Origin of the sequence: Brevibacillus sp. IT-7CA2, from assembly GCF_949767855.1 — a bacterium.
In the GTDB taxonomy this organism is placed as follows: domain Bacteria; phylum Bacillota; class Bacilli; order Brevibacillales; family Brevibacillaceae; genus Brevibacillus.
Map to the genome: position 1 here is coordinate 1 of NZ_CATKQT010000044.1, position 16,535 is coordinate 16,535.

Consider the following 16,535-nt stretch of genomic DNA (forward strand, 5'->3'; position numbering starts at 1 on the left):
CTTAGCAATCATGCGTATTCAGTTTTGAAGGAACAAGCCTTCTATATGGAGCTGTGGTGAAGTTGGAGTTCACGCCGGTCTGTCACACCGGAGGTCGCGGGTTCGAGTCCCGTCAGCTCCGCCATTCTTATTTAAGAGTGGCGAACAAAGTATATGGCTCGGTAGCTCAGTCGGTAGAGCAGAGGACTGAAAATCCTCGTGTCGGCGGTTCGATTCCGTCCCGAGCCACCATGTACGAGCCATTAGCTCAGTTGGTAGAGCATCTGACTTTTAATCAGAGGGTCGAAGGTTCGAGTCCTTCATGGCTCACCAGTTTTTTCAATCGGACAAAATATGAATAGTTGATAAGATATGCGGACGTAGCTCAATTGGTAGAGCGTCGCCTTGCCAAGGCGAAGGTCGAGGGTTCGAGACCCTTCGTCCGCTCCATTTTTGTTCGTAAACACCACTTGCTATGGGCCAGTGGTGTTTCTTGCTTTATCCGCTGAACACTTTAAAAGACGAGTCAGCTTGTAGGGTGCCGATGCTTCTGGTACGATACTTGGAGTGTAAGCTCCTACGATGTTGGAGGTTTTATGAAACATAACAAAAGTATTTTGAAGAAAACGACCGTCGTTGACTTTAAGCAAGATGCTGCTTTTTTTGTTGACCGGGGAATGCGTTGTTTGAATCGGTACGACTATGATAAAGCTTTGCGTTCATTTCGCCGAGCAGTTGAAATGGAGCCGACGAATGCAGAATGCCACTGCCATTTGGCTAGTGCCTTAGCTGAAACCGGACAGTTTGAAGCGTCAAATGAAGTCCTCTATGAAGTGATAGAAAAATGGGACCCATCCATGACAGAAGTGTATTTCTACATGGCGAATAACTATGCCAACTTAGAAGATTACCATATGGCAGAAGAAATGGCTGTTCGTTATTTACAAGAAGATAGCACTGGACCGTATCGGGAAGATGCTGAAGAGCTCCTCGACTATATTTACTTTGAGCTGGACATGCCACCGCGACACTTCCTCCCAAGTGAAAAAGAGGACGTATACAGTAAGCATGAACGAGCTCGTCGCAGTCTGGAAGAGGGACGTTTCCTGGAGGCACTGGATATTTTAAAGGAAATCGTCGAAGCCGATCCTGACTTTTTGCCAGCGTGGAACAATTTGTCTCTTGCCTACTATTATGCTGGCGAATTCCAGAAGGCGATGGAGACAATCGAGCAGACGCTGGATAAGGAAGAAGGAAACCTGCATGCACTGTGCAATTTGGCGGTTTTGCTCTCCCATCACAATCAAACGACAGAGCTGTTGAGCTTGATTGATATGCTGAAAAAGGTCGTTCCGTTCCATCCGGAAAATACCTATAAGCTCGCAACAACAATGGGAGTGCTCGGCCAGCATGACGAAGCATATTTCCATTACCACCGAATGCTGCGAAATGGACGGCCGCATGAAGCGTGCACGTACCACTATGCTGCAATCTCCGCTTATTTGAGCGGGAAAAAGGATCAGGCACTACGCTGGTGGCAAAAAGCCAAGCAGTTAGATCCAGAAGCAGGAATCGCAGATCAATACATTCAAATGGTAAAAAACGAACAAGAAGGGGAGACTATAAAACCGATCCCCTACCAATACAATACGACCCAACATGATGTTTCTTGGGAAAAGGCTTCGTTCACGGGAGTGGAAGATTTTAAAACAGACCCGATGATCCGAGCTTCCCTTCTCTGGGCATTGCAGCATGGACGCGATGAAGTGAAATTCGCGGTGCTGCAAACATTGTCTCTGATCGGAGACGATGAAGCTGAAACTGCGGTCCGTCAATTTTATTACCAGACGGATAACCAACAGCTGCAAAAGTTGGCTTTGCTGGCTTTGGCTGATATGGGTGCAGACATGCCGGAAGGAACTCCTGATGGACCGAATGGTTCACCGACGACGGAAGAGCAAAAGAGCAGTATAGAAGAAGAAATAAGCCATTATTTGCTCTCGCAGGGCAAGCAAGAGGCCGGAGAATGGTGCCTCGATGTATGGCGCAAGCATCATGAATATGCCCAAAGTCGTGTACAAGTGCGAAAAGAAGTAGCGTGGGTCGCAGCATTAGAATATGTATACGGAACGATAAGGAACGAAAAACAGTCACAAGCCCTTCTAGCTCAAAAATACGGCATTTCTGCCGCTACCTTGGCAAAGTGCGTCAAAGTTTTGTCGACACTTGATTTTAAATAGATTATTACATTATAATTAATTTAAATAAGGAAACAAAACTGTGTGAGATGAGGAGGCAACAAGCATGAGCGATCAAAAAATTTATGATGTTATTATCGCCGGAGCTGGCCCTGCTGGAATGACGGCTGCAGTATATACATCCCGTGCGAACATGAGCACATTGATGCTGGAGAGAGGAATTCCAGGCGGTCAAATGGCGAACACGGAAGATATCGAGAACTACCCAGGCTTCACTTCCATTCTTGGCCCTGATCTCTCTACAAAAATGTTTGAGCATGCACAGCAATTCGGTGCGGAGTATGCATATGGCGAAATCAAGGAAATCCGCGATGAAGAGCCGTACAAGCGCGTTATCACGGGTGACAAAGAATACTTGACCAAATCTGTTATTGTGGCAACTGGTGCAGAGCATCGTTTGCTCGGTGTACAAGGCGAAAAAGAATTGTCCGGCCGTGGTGTTTCTTACTGCGCGGTTTGCGACGGTGCATTTTTCCGCAATAAAGAGCTGGTGGTTGTTGGTGGAGGAGATTCCGCGGTAGAAGAGGCTGTGTTCCTTACTCGATTCGCTTCCAAAGTGACTATCGTACACCGTCGTGATCAGTTCCGTGCACAGAAAATCCTGCAAAAACGCGCTTTCGATAACGAAAAAATCGAAGTGATCTGGGATACAGAACTAAAAGAGATCCGTGGTGAAGGCAAAGTACAAGCGGTTCTCTTGGAAAATACGAAAACAGGTGAACAAAGAGAATACCCAGCAGATGGAGTGTTCATCTACGTTGGTATGGACCCATTGACTGCAAGCGTACGTCCACTGGGCATCACCAACGACGCAGGCTACGTACTGACAGACGAAAAAATGAACACCAAAGTAAAAGGTGTTTTTGCAGCAGGAGATGTACGAGAAAAAATGCTGCGTCAAGTCGTGACAGCTACTGGAGACGGTTCTATCGCTGCTCAATCTGCTCAACACTATGTAGAAGAGCTGAATGAAAAGCTAAAGGAACAAAATGTCACAATCTCTTAACCTGCTTGTAACATGGGTGAAATAATTCAAGAGTAATCTATAGACAATGAATTGACCCCCTTATCTATATAAACAATTGTTGCGTGGCTGGCATTCAGTCACGCATCTTTTTTTCTAAAAAAGCTTGAACACCTGTAGAAGACGTCATTGGAAAAACAGGGGAAGCGGTTCAAAAAGGTGCGAATAAGGTGGACAATATGGTATGCTATTGTCAGAATCGTAGGAGGCGAGTTGCGTGACGGAATTGGGAAACGACAAGGCCATGAATCTCCTGATTATTACCGGAATGTCAGGTGCGGGAAAGACAGTTGCTGTACAAAGCTTGGAGGACCTGGGCTTTTTTTGTGTAGACAACCTACCCCCTGTACTGATTCCCAAATTTGCTGAGTTGGTCAAACAGTCTGGTGGGAGTATTGAGCGAGTCGCATTGGTGATTGACTTGCGAGGGCGTGAGTTTTTTGAAAATCTAGCCGTAACCATGGAGAGCCTCAATCAGATGAATGGATTATCGTACCACATCCTTTATCTGGATGCCAACGATCAGACATTGGTTTCTCGCTATAAGGAAACACGTCGCAGACATCCGCTTTCCCCGAACGGTTCGCCTTTGGAAGGAATTCACGCTGAGCGCCGTTTGTTGGAGGAAATGAAGGGCTGGGCGCATCAGATTATCGATACGAGTCAAATGAAGCCAGTTCAGCTTCGAGAAAAAATCATCAACCAATACGGTCAACAAGGATCACCACTTACGATTAATGTATTGTCGTTTGGTTTCAAATACGGCGCACCGATAGACGCTGACTTGATGTTCGATGTCCGTTTTTTGCCTAACCCACATTATGTGGAGGATTTGCGTCCGAAAACAGGATGTGATCCAGACGTGGCAGAGTATGTGATGCAGCACAAGGACACAAAAGAATTCTTAGAAAAGCTTACAGACTTTTTGGGGTACACCCTGCCGCATTACCAGCGAGAAGGAAAAAGTCAACTTGTGATAGGAATTGGATGCACCGGTGGCAAACATCGCTCGGTCGCCATTGCAGAACATTTGGGAGAAACCTTTGGCAAAGATTTTTCTGTCCGTGTCAGTCATCGAGACATGGAAAAGAACAAATGAGCATAAAATGGCAGGAAAGACTGAAACGCGCATAAATAGCCACCTGTGGTATGTGTATTAGAAATAATGAGGTGACATATGCCTACTAAGGGAGTCGGGAGGCTACAGTCAAGGCCATTACGGCTAGTCGTTATTGGCGGAGGAACGGGTCTGTCCGTCCTTCTACGCGGTTTGAAGCACGAGCCGGTGCATATCACAGCGATTGTTACGGTAGCAGACGATGGGGGAAGCTCTGGACGTTTGCGAGAAGAAATGGATATGCTTCCACCTGGCGACATTCGAAACGTCTTGACTGCTCTGGCCGATACAGAGCCGTTGATGGAAAAAGTCATGCAATATCGTTTTTCCACAGGCACGGGATTAGCAGGGCATAATTTGGGAAATCTATTACTTGCAGCGATGAACGAAATCACTGGAGATTTTGTCACCGCAGTCAAAACATTGAGCGGGGTTTTGGCAGTACGTGGAGATGTATTGCCAGCTTCCACGCAATCGATTCAGTTGAAAGCGGAAATGACAGATGGATCTCTCGTAATCGGAGAATCCCAAATACCGTTGACAGGCAAAGAAATCAAGCGGGTGTTCCTCGATCCGGAGGACGCTGTTCCTCTGAGCGAAGCCCTGATGGCTATTGCCGACGCGGATGCCATTTTGATTGGGCCTGGCAGCTTGTACACAAGCATCCTGCCTAATTTATTAGTACGCGGGTTATTTGAAGCGATTACACGCGCACAAGCCCCGAAAATCTACATTTGTAACGTCATGACGCAACCGGGGGAGACAGACGGTTTTTCTGCATCCAGGCACGTGAATGTCATGTATGACCATGTAGATAGACCATTTCTGGATACGATCATTGTCAATTCAGCCGAGCTGCCTACCCATGTATTGGACAAATACGCGGAAAAAGGAGCAGCTCCTGTCCGATGTGACTTAAAGCAATTGCGCCAAATCGGTCTGCATGTTGTGGCGAAGCCGTTAGTCACATTTGAGGACGGATACTTACGTCATGATGCACATGCTGTCAGCAAGCAGGTTGTGTCACTCGTCAGACGAAGACGGAAGGTGCTGAAGATAGAGAAGGAGTAGTGAAGTCGATGTCATTCGCCGCGCATACCAAAAAAGAACTTACCATGATGGAGGGTGCCGATTGCTGCAGCAAGGCAGAGCTTTCAGCCTTGATTCGGATGAATGGAAGTCTGCAGTTTGGAGCCGGACGACTGGTGCTGGATGTGACGACAGAGAACGCGGCGATTGCCCGACGCATTTACACGTTAATCAAGAGGTTGTTTCAGATACATGCTGAACTGCTGGTTCGCAAAAAAATGCGTTTGAAGAAGAACAACGTCTACATTGTGCGTATTCCGAATAAGGCTAATGAGATCTTGCAAGACTTGGGCATCATGGATCAAAGCCTGTCGTTTATCCCAGGAATCGCTCCTGAGATCGTGAAAAAGTCCTGTTGCCGCGCTGCTTATTTGCGGGGGGCTTTTTTGGCGGGGGGATCAGTGAATCATCCAGAGGCATCCAGCTATCATCTGGAGATTTTCACTTCCTATCAGGATTTTTGCGAAGCATTGACCAAGATCGCCAATCGGTATAAACTAAATGCCAAGTGCATCGAGCGGAAAAAAGGGTATGTTCTCTATATTAAAGAAGGCGAAAAGATTACAGAGTTTTTGAGCTTGATTGGCGCTCATCAGGCGCTTCTGTATTTCGAGGACGTCCGAATCGTAAAGGACATGCGGAACTCAGTAAACCGTTTACACAATTGTGAAATCGCCAACATAAACAAAACGGTGAATGCAGCCACCAGACAAATGGAAAATATTCAGCTCATCGATCAAGAGATGGGATTGGAGAATTTGCCAAAACGTCTGCGAGAGGTCGCGGAGCTTCGAGTGGCTCATCCTGACATCAATTTGAAAGAATTGGGTGAGATGGTGCCAAGCGGAGTAGTGAGCAAATCGGGCATTAACCACCGCTTGCGAAAAATTAACGAAATCGCTGACAAAATACGAGAAAAACAAAATATTTCGATGTAGATGCATGTTATACTAAAGGATAATAGTCTACAAGTGAGGAGGTCCATTCATGGTTCAACAGCAGGTCGTGGTTCAGTTAAAGACCGGTTTGCAAGCTCGTCCAGCAGCCTTTTTCGTACAGGAGGCTAACCGTTTTGCATCGGAAGTATTCGTAGAAAAAGGCACCAAGAAGGTCAATGCGAAAAGCATCATGGGTATCATGAGCCTCGCAATCAGCTCTGGAACGGAAATTACCATTTTGGCAGAAGGGCCGGATGCCTCCCAGGCAGTCACCAGCCTTACGAATCTGGTAAGCAAGGAAGAATAGAGTTACGAGAGACACTTTTCCCTTATAGGGAAGTGTCTTTTTTTGTTGGTCATCTTGATGAATATGTATCAATTCACTTCGGGCAGGGCATTTCTAACCATGTATATTGCATGAAGGAGGAATGACACATGAGTAACCGCGATAAGTGTTACGAAGGCCGTGATTGTTATGATATGGACATTGATCGGATGGTAAACGAGGGACTGGGGGGCGGAGTTGTTTCCGACCAAAACGGACTGATTGAAGAAACGACTGTAGACACGATGACAGGGGCGTCGTCAGCCAAGCAAGCCCTTGAAGATGAGCAATAGGGAGCCGCTTATGAATGTAACGAGAGCACAAGCCATAATGAGCTCCGACGACCATATCAAGGTAGAGTACGAAGGACAAGCCGTTTGGATAGATGCTGTAGACGAAAAAACGTCAACAGCACGTGTGCATGAGGAAAAAAATCCGGGACATAGCCGGACAGTCTATGTCAGTCAGTTAATGGAAGTATCACCATGATCCATCGAAATAGCCGAGCAAACCAAGGGAAGCCTCTTGGGATTTGCTCGGCATACAAAAAAACACTCGGCCTGTAGTCCAGGCACGAGTGCTTCTTTTTTTACTACGTATCTCTTATTTTTTGGAAGATGGTTCAGAAGTGATGACTTTGTCAATCAATCCGTACTCTACTGCTTCTGCGGCAGAGAGGAAGTTGTCGCGATCGGTATCCTTTTGGATGCGCTCCAAAGGCTGTCCAGTGCGTTCAGCCAGGATGGTGTTCAGATGATCACGCATCTTCAAAATACGTTTTGCGGCAATCTCAATGTCACTCGCTTGACCTTGTGCTCCACCCAATGGTTGGTGGATCATGACTTCACTGTTTGGCAGAGCAAAGCGTTTGCCTTTTGCCCCAGCAGCCAGCAGGAATGCTCCCATCGAAGCAGCCATTCCGATACAAATGGTGGATACATCTGGCTTGATGAAGTGCATAGTATCGTAAATTGCCATACCAGCAGTAATTGAACCGCCTGGGCTGTTTATGTACAAGTGAATGTCTTTCTCCGGATCTTCCGCCTGAAGGAACAACAACTGTGCCACAACGATATTGGCTACGGTGTCGTTGATTGGGGTTCCCAGAAAGATGATGCGGTCTTTGAGCAGGCGGGAATAAATGTCGTAAGCACGTTCCCCACGGTTCGTCTGTTCAATGACGGTTGGAATTAAATTCATATGCATCTAGTCTTCCTCCTCTCTTTGTAACAATATCATACACAAAAGGTCAATGAAGGTCAAACACATAAGTGCGTGCCCTCACTACCATGTTTGCCAATTTCCCTCTGTCTAAACGTACTCGAAAAAGAAAACATTCATTCCTTGGAATTCTCATCGGCCTCGGCCAAATCGACGGCGAGTTTCAACGTGGCTTTCATCTTTTTTCCCTTGATGATCGTATATTCATCGATTTGTTTGGCTTGCAGCTGATTGATGGCTTCCGCCAGCTCCTGTTGGTCTTTATATGGTTCAATGGTCAATAAGCATTCTTCGTCACTGGCCTCTTGATAAATGAGAAAAAAACGTTCCCCTGCCATGGTAAGCCTCACTTTCGAAAGTTATCCACAATGTTATACACAGGTTGTGCACAAAAACGTTTGTTCGTGGGATATTTATTTTTTTTCCTAGTCTTGTCATGTTTGGGGAGAGAATTACATAGGAAATGTATGGAATAAAAAAGAAGGGAAAAGTTAATTCATGTCGAACCTTACATAATTGGAATTCATTTCATGATATTTGAGGGGTGTTAATTATGCTTCGCAAGTTTTCGACAATGATGCTGACAGCGGCTCTTCTAACAGGAAGTGTAGCGGCAACGGCTGCGTTTGCCCAATCTGCTCCTGTACAGCAACAAAAAATCAAGGTTCAGCTAAACGGCAAGGAGTTCCCATTCCCACAAGAAATCGTTACTGAAAATGGTGTTGCGTATGTGAATTCGAGCACATTGGCGATTGCTTTGGGTGGTACTGCAGCTTGGGATAGCACGACCAAATCTCTGCTGATTGCCAAAGACAACCAGTACGCTCTGCGCATGTACGAAAACAAAAACTTTGCTTATAAAAACGGCAAAGAAACAAGTGTAGCAAATCCGCCACGTCCAGTGACCGGAGCAGTGCTCGTTCCACTCGTATTCATCGCCCAAGAATTGGGTGCAAAAGTAGAGTACGATGCAAAAACGCTCACTTACAAGCTGAGCATTCCAATTAATTCCTAATAATCAAACGGATACTTCTCATCAAGATAGCCACTTCTATGCGTAGAAGTGGCTATTTGCCTCAATACACCACGTGTACGCCTCTATTAGCAGACAGTGATAGAGGTTTTTGATTGATTCTTCTTTCAATCATTTCTATTGCAAATTTTCTAAAATATCCTACAATAAGATTGTGATTCATAGTTTGCTCATAAATAAAGAGGGGGATGTTTTGCTATGAAAAAACAGAAATCATTGTCGATACTGGCTGCAACATTTGCTCTGAGTACATTGCTCGCGGGCTGCGGTGGAGGTACGGGGACTGGTGGTCAAAGCGCGACACCACAGCCGAGCAACAATAGCGGAGGAAGCACGGGCGGTTCAAGCGGAGCTACTGAGAAGCTCGTGATTGCTGTAGTTGGTCCGATGTCTGGTCAGTACTCCGATTACGGAAGCACTGCAAAAGCTGGTGCTGAATATGCATTGAAAGAAAAAAAGGAGGCATTCAAAGCACTTGGCTTTGATGTTGAGTTGTCCGCGCAAGATGACCAAGCTGACCCGAAACAAGGGGTAGCAGTCGCACAAATGTTGATTTCAAATTCTGACGTAGTTGGAGTAGTTGGACATGCTACAACAGGTGCTTCGATTACAGCAGCAGCGCAATACGAGCAAGAGAAGCTCGTAATGGTATCTCCTTCTGCAACGGGGTCAGATTTGACTGAGCAAGGCAAGAAGATCGTACACCGCATTTGTGCGCGTGATGATCAACAAGGCTCCAAGGCTGCTATTTTTGCCAAAAATCAGTTGAATGTAAAAACGGCTTTCGTTATGCATGACAAGGCTGCTTATGGACAAGGTCTTGCGGAAGAAGTGAAAAAGCAATTTGAAAAAGACGGCGTACAAGTTCTCGGCTTTGAAGGGGTAACGGCAGGCGAAAAGGATTATAGTGCGATCATCACCCAAATTCTTGCGAAAAATCCAGAGATGATCTACTTCGGTGGATACTACTCTGATGCAGGGATCATCGTGAAACAAGCACGTGAAAAAGGCTTCAAAGGTGTCTTCATGGGCGGCGATGGCTACGACTCCGCTGACATGGTGAAAATTGCTGGTGCGGAAAATGCGAATAACGTAGTCTTTACTTCTACTGTTGGTGATATTGGTGCTACCGAAGACGGCAAGAAATGGATCACAGATTTCGAGGGCGCGACTGGCAACAAAGTAGGGATCTTCACTTCGTTTGGTTATGACTCCATGGGTGTTATGCTGAACGGACTGGAAGAAGCGATCAAAGCAAACGGCGGCAAAAAGCCAACTCGTGAACAAGTGCTGGAAGCTGTTCACAAAACCAAAGATTACAAAGGCAAATTCGTCAACGTAACATTCAATGAAAAAGGCGACAACGACTTTGCTTCCGTATACGTGTACAAGTATGAGGATGGAAAGAAAGTATTTATGGGTGAAGCGAAGTAATTCTTCATTATGAATAAGCTGTTTGGGACATACTACGTTTGGCATGAATACCAGGATGAAAAGGAAGGGATTCTGATGTCAAACAATCGTAATACGAAGAATGGCGGCAACCAAGGACACAGCAGCAAGACGCAAGGCACCCAGAAGCAAAAGTCCGAAAGAGATCGTAACCTGAATAAGCAGGATCCACAATAACAAACAAAAACCCACCTGGCTCGGCAGTGAGCTCGCAGGTGGGTTTTTGCTTCGTTATACTCGTTGCTTGCTGGGCAGACGCTGTTCCGGATGACCGTAGCCCTGATGCTGTTTGTTACGCAGGTTTTTCGCTTGGGATTCGCGAATTTTGGCCACGAACTCACTCGTGCTCATTTTGGTGAAATCCATAGGGCACCTCCATTGATGATGGGATGTACACCTTTCTAGGATGACCCAATTTGGTCTTGTACAATCGGAAGTGTAATCTCTACCACTGTACCTTCGTGCTTCCTGCTTTTAATTTCGAGGCTGCCGTTGTGGTCTTTCATGATTTTGCTGCTGATCATAAGGCCGAGGCCAGTCCCGTTTTCTTTTGTCGTGAAAAAGGGGGCACCCAGCTTGTGAATCATTTCTTCAGAGATTCCACAGCCAGTATCCGTGAGCGTAATGAGTACTTGATGATTGTCTATTAAAGCAGTGGCAATAAGAACCTCACCATGTCCGTCGATCGCTTCGATGGCATTTTTAATGATGTTGATAAAGACTTGCTTGAGCTGGTTTTCTTCTCCCGCAATGATCGGATGGTAAGCAAATGCGGTACGGAAATTGATGTTTTTCAAATTTGCTTCCGACCTCAATAGTGCCAAGACGCTTTCTAGCAAAGGGATGAGCGGAAGAGGCTTAATTTGGATGCTATGTGGCTTTGCCAAGACAAGCAATTCACTCACAATAAAATTGATCCGGTCCAGTTCAGAGAGCATAATGTCGGCGTACTGCTGGTTATCATTCATGCTCGGATAAAGAAACTGGATAAAGCCCTTCAAAGATGTGAGTGGATTGCGAATCTCATGGGCGATTCCAGCAGCCAGCTCCCCAATTACGGACAGCTTCTCAGCCTTTCGTAATAGTTCCTCGTTATTTCGGCGTTCTGTAATATCCCGCGATACAATGATAAAGCCATCACAATCTCCCGTTTTTGTCAGGATGGGGGCACCCTTTGATTCGAGAACGATCCATTTGTTATTTTTGGTTTGGAAACGAAACTCGCATATTTTTGGTTCTTGGGTCGCCAGTAAATGATGAAAGTGGTCAATGACAGTTTGCCGATCTTCTGGATGTATCTCGGCAAAGGTGAGCTGACGGCATTTTTCACTCGTTTCGATTACACGTGAATGCGATGGGGAGAGATAGAGGATATCCCCGTTTTTGTCCGTAATCAGAATAAGATCATCTGTGTATTCTGAGATGATTTTGTTCGTATTCTCGCTTTTAAACAAGGCGGCCTCAGAGTATTTGCGTTCTGTGACATTTCGCGAGACTAACATGATGTTTTGGACGTCTCCTACCGCGCTTAAAATGGGGATACCGCGTGTTTCGAAGGAGACCTCGTTTCCGTTTCTATGCATAGAGCGCGTCTCGAAATGAACGGGTTGTTTCGTTGCCATGATCTCTTGAAATTTGTCCTGAAACATAGGAATATCCTCTGGATGTGTGAGTTGCAGATTGTTAGGGGAAGTAACCTCGGCTGGAACAAATCCCAATTGCTCGATTGATGGGGATGCATAGATGCGGCGCATGGATAAATCATAAATCGTCACGATATCCTGGGTATGATCGATGAGGAGACGATATTTGGCTTCGGTTTGACGCAAGGCCTCTTCAATTTTTTTGCGGTCGGAAATGTCACGGGTAATGCATGAAGCACCAATAATTTTTCCCGTTTCATCTTTGATTGGAGCAGCTGACAGAATGACATCCATCTTCGTGCCATCTTTTCGCTGCCTGATGGTTTCGTAATTGGTTAGTAGTACACCCATGCTCCTGACCGCATCAAATAACTGTTTGGTCTCGCTCCTATACTCGTCTGGAATAAAGCAGAGCGGTGAAGTGTAAATCTCCTCCATGGACCAACCGTAGTATTGCTCAAAAGCATGATTTACCAAGACGATATTGTTATCGAGATCACTAATCGAGATGGCATCCGTCGTAAAGTGAAAAAATGCTTTTAATATTTGATCTGGAAACAACACTTGCGTGATTTCCTTTTTTGAGCGTTTCTTTTTCCAGAAGAAAGGGGTATTAAGCTTGTTCATCAGATTTCCCCCGCATAGTCTATCAAGTATTTGAGTGAGATAGCGTTGTCGTAACTATTCGAGATATAGGAGCCATTTTCCTATCAAAATTTGGAATAGTTTGTTATTCCATAATGAATTGGTTATGCATGAAGGTTCTGACTCGTATGGAAATCAGCTATAATGAGAGTTAGAAAAAAGTCGGGGGTGTATGCATGACAACTGGTTTTATCGTTGCGTTGGTGCTCATTTTTATCGTCATCATCGGTGCGACGATTTTGGTTACAAACAAAGCTTATTCGCGTAAACCTGAACAAATAGATCCGATTCTGCCCAGTAAAGATACTGCTGGTAATAAGGAACTCGATCAATAATGCCAGTAGGCAAAAGAAAAGGAGTGGTTATCTCAACCACTCCTGCTTTTTTGACGGTATCGGAAAGTATATAGCCTACAGTTTGGAGAAGCGTTCTACGATGTCATCAACAAGCAGTTCCGCAGAAAGGATACCGCCGCCTACGTTCCAGATCACTTCGTTAACTTGGAATGCCTTATTGTTTTTCGCGACATTCAGTTTTTGATAGAGCGGATCTTTCATCCATTCCTCGGTGTATTTATTGGCAGATCCATCACCGGAATAATCGCCGACCCAGTAAAACATGATGTCGCCATCCATTTCAGCCATGAGCTCTTTTGGAATGTCTTTTTTGAACTTATCGATATCTTGGGAGGCTGGTCGAGCAAAGCCGAGCTGGCTCAAAACAACGCCAGAGAAAGTGTCTTTCAAGTAAAGACGGGTTGTGCCTGCTACGAAACGAGCGACAGAGACTTTCATCTTCGTCTTGTCACCCAGTTTTCCTTTTGCATCCTCAATCTTCTTATCGAAATCAGCCATTAGTTTGTCGCCTTCAGCCTTTTTATTCAACGCTTCGGAGTAAAGGGCAAAGTTGATTTTCCATCTGCCTACGAGATCCTCGGAGAAGACGGTTGGGGCAATCGTGGAAAGCTGATCGTATACTTTTTCTTGTCCTTGGCGTCCTTTTGTTCCCAGAATCAGGTCTGGCTTCAGGCTGGCGATCAGTTCAACGTTTGGTTGGTTCTCGTCACCCAAATCAACTGCATCCTTCATTTTTTCTTTAATATGTGGATGCCATGGATCACCAGGTTTACCGAGACCACTCATGACAGCCCCAACTGGCGTAATCCCTAATGCGAGAACAGCCTCTGTGCTTTCACTGGTAAGAGCGACGACACGTTGCGGAGTCCCTTTTATTTTTGTTGACCCCATAAAGTGTTTTACTTCTCTCTCTTCAGACGCTGACGGTGCAGGCGCTGGTGTAGTTGTTGATGCAGCTGCAGCTGGAGTAGAAGAAGATGAGCTAGATGAAGACGTTGCCTGTCCCCCGCAACCTGTTACGAGCATGACAGCGGAAAGCATCGCCCCGAGCATCAAACGCAGGGAAGTTTTGCGCATGATGGAAAATCCCCCTTTTAACTGATAATGATTATCATTTTTCTTCACTACTGTATATGCTTATATGACAATGTGTCAATATATTTTTTGGAATGAAAGGAAAACTATAGATATTTTTGTGCTAAATTTTCCAATACCGATAATAAAAATCAATATCATTGACTAGCCCTATCCGCAAGCTTAGACTGATTAGTGGGAGAAACTTACATACATATGTAGCGAATAGACAGAATAGGTAGAATGCAACGGAAAGAAGGGAACAGGCGTGAATGTGATTTTGTCCAGCCGACTGCAAAAGATTACTGTACTCATAGTAGGACTCGTCGTCCTGGCAGTCGTGATGGTAGCTAGTATCCTTTTCGGAATCAATCGGTATTCGCTCACTACTGCAGTAGAGGCATACACCCAATTTTCCGGTTCAGAGGAACATTTGATTATTACGACTTCCCGAATGCCGCGTACACTGACAGCGGTAGCGGTGGGGAGCAGCCTCGCTGTAGCAGGTGTTTTGTTGCAGGCGTTGACTCGCAACCCTTTGGCTTCACCATCTCTTATCGGTGTGAACGCTGGGGCTGCAGCAGCTATTGTGACGACGATTGCTGTTTTTGGCTCGCAATTCCCAATGTCGCAAATGATGTGGGCAGGCTTTATCGGGGCGGGTGTGACTGCTCTCCTTGTATACGGGTTGGCTTCCGCTGGGCGGGGAGGCATGACTCCGATCAAGCTGACACTTTCGGGTGCAGCGGTTGCCGCTTTTGCTTCGTCTGTAACTTCTCTATTTATGCTGCTACAAGAAAAGACGATGACAGAGGCCTTTTACTGGTTAGTTGGTTCTGTGGAGGGAAGACAGCTCGATCATTTTTTTATGATCATTCCATATTTGCTAGTAGGCTGGTTAGGCGCTATGCTACTGACCGGCTCGTTAAACTTGATGGTACTCGGTGATGATGTAGCGATTGGCCTGGGCCAAAAGATTATCTTGGTAAAAGCTACAGCGATATTGATCGTGGTGCTCTTGGCAGGTGGGAGTGTCGCGCTCGCCGGACCGATTGCATTTGTGGGCATCATCATACCGCATCTTTGTCGTTTTTTAGTCGGCCTTGATCATCGCTGGTTGGTTCCCTATTCGATTGTCTTCGGCGGAGCTTTTCTGGTTTGCGCTGATTTGCTTTCTCGCCTTGTTTTGATGCCTATGCGTTTGGAAGTACCAGTAGGCGTAGCAACTGCCATGATCGGAGTGGCTTTTATCATCCCGCTGGTCAGGGGGAGGGCGTATGCATAGACATGTAGTCATTCGGACCAAAAAGCCAGCGCTCTCGTTTCATGTTAATAAGCGGGCGTTAGGAATTAATTTCATACTATTTTTGCTGTTATCTGTTGTGATTGTATTGAGTATTGGCTTAGGAAGCTTGCATATTCCTGTATGGGAAGTCATCAAAGCTTTTGTGGGAGCGGGCAGTGAACAGAATGAATTAATCGTGCTTGATTGGCGGTTGCCTCGTGTTGTCGTTTCAGTTATGGTGGGGGCTTCCCTAGCGGTATCGGGGGCCATCTTACAGTCTTTGGTGCGAAATCCGTTAGCTTCGCCTGATTTGATCGGGACTACAGCGGGAGCCACGGCAGCGGCGGTAGCATTTATCACATTCGCAAAAGATGTAAGTGTGCAATGGATGCCATTGGTGGCCTTGGTTGGTGGATTGTTAACCGCTACGCTTACGTATCTCACTGCGTGGAAGGAGGGAGTATCACCTTTTCGCCTCGCGCTTGTCGGTGTATGTATCTCAGCGGGTATGGGGGCATTAACGATCTTTTTCCTGGTGATCACCCAAACCCACAAAGCCTCAAACGCTCTCGGGTGGATGACTGGAACGGTGTACGGTATGTCTTGGGTAAATGTCATGACGTTGCTTCCATGGACCGTTTTGTTTCTCGGCGCTACGATTTTCCAAATCCGTTATTTGAATGCCCAGGAGCTCGGTGATGATATCGCCAAAGGCATTGGTGTAGCGATTGATAAAAAAAGATTGCTCTTGATCGCGATCAGTGTGGCGCTGGCTGGTGCTGCGGTCGGTGTGGCAGGAGGAATCAGTTTTATCGGTTTGATGGCTCCACACATTGCTCGTAGGCTAGTTGGCTCTGCGTATGGCTACTTACTACCGGCTTCCGCCGTTTTGGGCGGGATGCTAGTCGTCTTGGCTGATTTGATTGGGAGAACGGTGTTTTTACCGCATGATTTGCCAGCTGGGATTTTTACCGCAGCGATTGGAGCGCCGTTTTTTGTGTATCTTTTGTATAAAACGAGGAATTATCAGTAGGGAATTGAAGTGTGTTTATCGATAGTTGAGTGAGAACCCTGAAGGAGAGTAATGCTTCAGGGT

General features: G+C 46.0%; 18 protein-coding genes and 4 tRNA genes. 17 read left to right on the forward strand and 5 right to left on the reverse strand.

All coding sequences use genetic code 11. From position 1 onward, the window contains the following. Positions 1-47: 47 nt before the first annotated feature. The 12 genes from ACM6JA_RS19775 to ACM6JA_RS19830 all read left to right on the forward strand — a co-directional run bounded on the left by ACM6JA_RS19775 (position 48) and on the right by ACM6JA_RS19830 (position 7,219). Positions 48-124, forward strand: a tRNA-Asp gene (locus ACM6JA_RS19775). A gap of 31 nt (positions 125-155) precedes the next feature. Beyond that, positions 156-231: transfer RNA gene (locus ACM6JA_RS19780), tRNA-Phe, on the forward strand. A gap of 5 nt (positions 232-236) precedes the next feature. Beyond that, a tRNA-Lys gene (locus ACM6JA_RS19785) sits at positions 237-312 on the forward strand. A 41-nt stretch (positions 313-353) separates the two neighbouring features. Beyond that, a tRNA-Gly gene (locus ACM6JA_RS19790) sits at positions 354-429 on the forward strand. Between the two features lie 146 nt (positions 430-575). Beyond that, positions 576-2,219 carry a tetratricopeptide repeat protein gene (locus tag ACM6JA_RS19795; RefSeq protein ID WP_414853703.1) on the forward strand — a complete coding sequence of 548 codons (1,644 nt, stop codon included), beginning with the start codon at positions 576-578 and terminating at the stop codon, positions 2,217-2,219. 64 nt (positions 2,220-2,283) lie between these two features. Continuing rightward, positions 2,284-3,243 (forward strand): thioredoxin-disulfide reductase, encoded by a 960-nt coding sequence (gene trxB / locus ACM6JA_RS19800; RefSeq protein ID WP_048034968.1) that lies wholly within the window; start codon positions 2,284-2,286, stop codon positions 3,241-3,243. A gap of 235 nt (positions 3,244-3,478) precedes the next feature. Beyond that, positions 3,479-4,360 (forward strand): RNase adapter RapZ, encoded by an 882-nt coding sequence (rapZ, locus tag ACM6JA_RS19805; RefSeq protein WP_173616975.1) that lies wholly within the window; start codon positions 3,479-3,481, stop codon positions 4,358-4,360. A gap of 78 nt (positions 4,361-4,438) precedes the next feature. Continuing rightward, the gene (locus ACM6JA_RS19810) at positions 4,439-5,449 is read left to right on the forward strand and encodes a gluconeogenesis factor YvcK family protein (protein WP_414853704.1); all 1,011 of its coding nucleotides are present in this window, start codon (positions 4,439-4,441) and stop codon (positions 5,447-5,449) included. Positions 5,450-5,457: 8 nt separating this feature from the next. Further along, complete coding sequence (whiA, locus tag ACM6JA_RS19815; protein WP_015893487.1) at positions 5,458-6,405, forward strand: DNA-binding protein WhiA; 948 nt, start codon at positions 5,458-5,460, stop codon at positions 6,403-6,405. 49 nt (positions 6,406-6,454) lie between these two features. Further along, entirely contained in the window at positions 6,455-6,712 is a 258-nt protein-coding gene (locus tag ACM6JA_RS19820) for an HPr family phosphocarrier protein (protein ID WP_007720434.1), read from the forward strand. 128 nt (positions 6,713-6,840) lie between these two features. Continuing rightward, positions 6,841-7,023 carry a hypothetical protein gene (locus ACM6JA_RS19825; RefSeq protein ID WP_007720436.1) on the forward strand — a complete coding sequence of 61 codons (183 nt, stop codon included), beginning with the start codon at positions 6,841-6,843 and terminating at the stop codon, positions 7,021-7,023. 10 nt (positions 7,024-7,033) lie between these two features. After that, entirely contained in the window at positions 7,034-7,219 is a 186-nt protein-coding gene (locus ACM6JA_RS19830) for an H-type small acid-soluble spore protein (RefSeq protein ID WP_007720438.1), read from the forward strand. A gap of 114 nt (positions 7,220-7,333) precedes the next feature. Here ACM6JA_RS19830 and clpP read toward each other — a convergent pair whose 3' ends face one another. After that, the gene (gene clpP, locus ACM6JA_RS19835) at positions 7,334-7,936 is read right to left on the reverse strand and encodes an ATP-dependent Clp endopeptidase proteolytic subunit ClpP (RefSeq protein ID WP_007720441.1); all 603 of its coding nucleotides are present in this window, start codon (positions 7,934-7,936) and stop codon (positions 7,334-7,336) included. Positions 7,937-8,067: 131 nt separating this feature from the next. Next, positions 8,068-8,289: a hypothetical protein gene (locus tag ACM6JA_RS19840; protein WP_007720442.1), complete on the reverse strand. Its 222-nt coding sequence runs from the start codon at positions 8,287-8,289 to the stop codon at positions 8,068-8,070. Between the two features lie 215 nt (positions 8,290-8,504). On the opposite strand from ACM6JA_RS19840, the gene ACM6JA_RS19845 reads away from it, so the two are divergent. Beyond that, positions 8,505-8,966, forward strand: coding sequence for a copper amine oxidase N-terminal domain-containing protein (locus ACM6JA_RS19845; protein WP_414853705.1), 462 nt, complete (start codon positions 8,505-8,507; stop codon positions 8,964-8,966). A 216-nt stretch (positions 8,967-9,182) separates the two neighbouring features. Beyond that, positions 9,183-10,418, forward strand: coding sequence for a branched-chain amino acid ABC transporter substrate-binding protein (locus tag ACM6JA_RS19850; RefSeq protein WP_414853706.1), 1,236 nt, complete (start codon positions 9,183-9,185; stop codon positions 10,416-10,418). A gap of 249 nt (positions 10,419-10,667) precedes the next feature. Here ACM6JA_RS19850 and ACM6JA_RS19855 read toward each other — a convergent pair whose 3' ends face one another. Further along, positions 10,668-10,802, reverse strand: coding sequence for a DUF4023 domain-containing protein (locus ACM6JA_RS19855; RefSeq protein ID WP_007720451.1), 135 nt, complete (start codon positions 10,800-10,802; stop codon positions 10,668-10,670). Between the two features lie 35 nt (positions 10,803-10,837). Next, a complete protein-coding gene (locus ACM6JA_RS19860; protein ID WP_414853707.1) occupies positions 10,838-12,706 on the reverse strand; it encodes a PAS domain S-box protein in 1,869 nt (622 codons plus the stop codon). A 194-nt stretch (positions 12,707-12,900) separates the two neighbouring features. On the opposite strand from ACM6JA_RS19860, the gene ACM6JA_RS19865 reads away from it, so the two are divergent. After that, positions 12,901-13,059, forward strand: coding sequence for a hypothetical protein (locus ACM6JA_RS19865; protein WP_007720456.1), 159 nt, complete (start codon positions 12,901-12,903; stop codon positions 13,057-13,059). 75 nt (positions 13,060-13,134) lie between these two features. Here ACM6JA_RS19865 and ACM6JA_RS19870 read toward each other — a convergent pair whose 3' ends face one another. Further along, positions 13,135-14,157, reverse strand: coding sequence for an ABC transporter substrate-binding protein (locus tag ACM6JA_RS19870; RefSeq protein WP_414853708.1), 1,023 nt, complete (start codon positions 14,155-14,157; stop codon positions 13,135-13,137). 265 nt (positions 14,158-14,422) lie between these two features. Between ACM6JA_RS19870 and ACM6JA_RS19875 the strand changes: the two genes are divergently transcribed. Beyond that, positions 14,423-15,439 carry a FecCD family ABC transporter permease gene (locus ACM6JA_RS19875; protein WP_414853709.1) on the forward strand — a complete coding sequence of 339 codons (1,017 nt, stop codon included), beginning with the start codon at positions 14,423-14,425 and terminating at the stop codon, positions 15,437-15,439. After that, positions 15,432-16,472, forward strand: coding sequence for a FecCD family ABC transporter permease (locus ACM6JA_RS19880; RefSeq protein WP_414853710.1), 1,041 nt, complete (start codon positions 15,432-15,434; stop codon positions 16,470-16,472). The genes ACM6JA_RS19875 and ACM6JA_RS19880 overlap by 8 nt, the downstream gene beginning before the upstream one ends. Positions 16,473-16,535 lie beyond the last annotated feature (63 nt).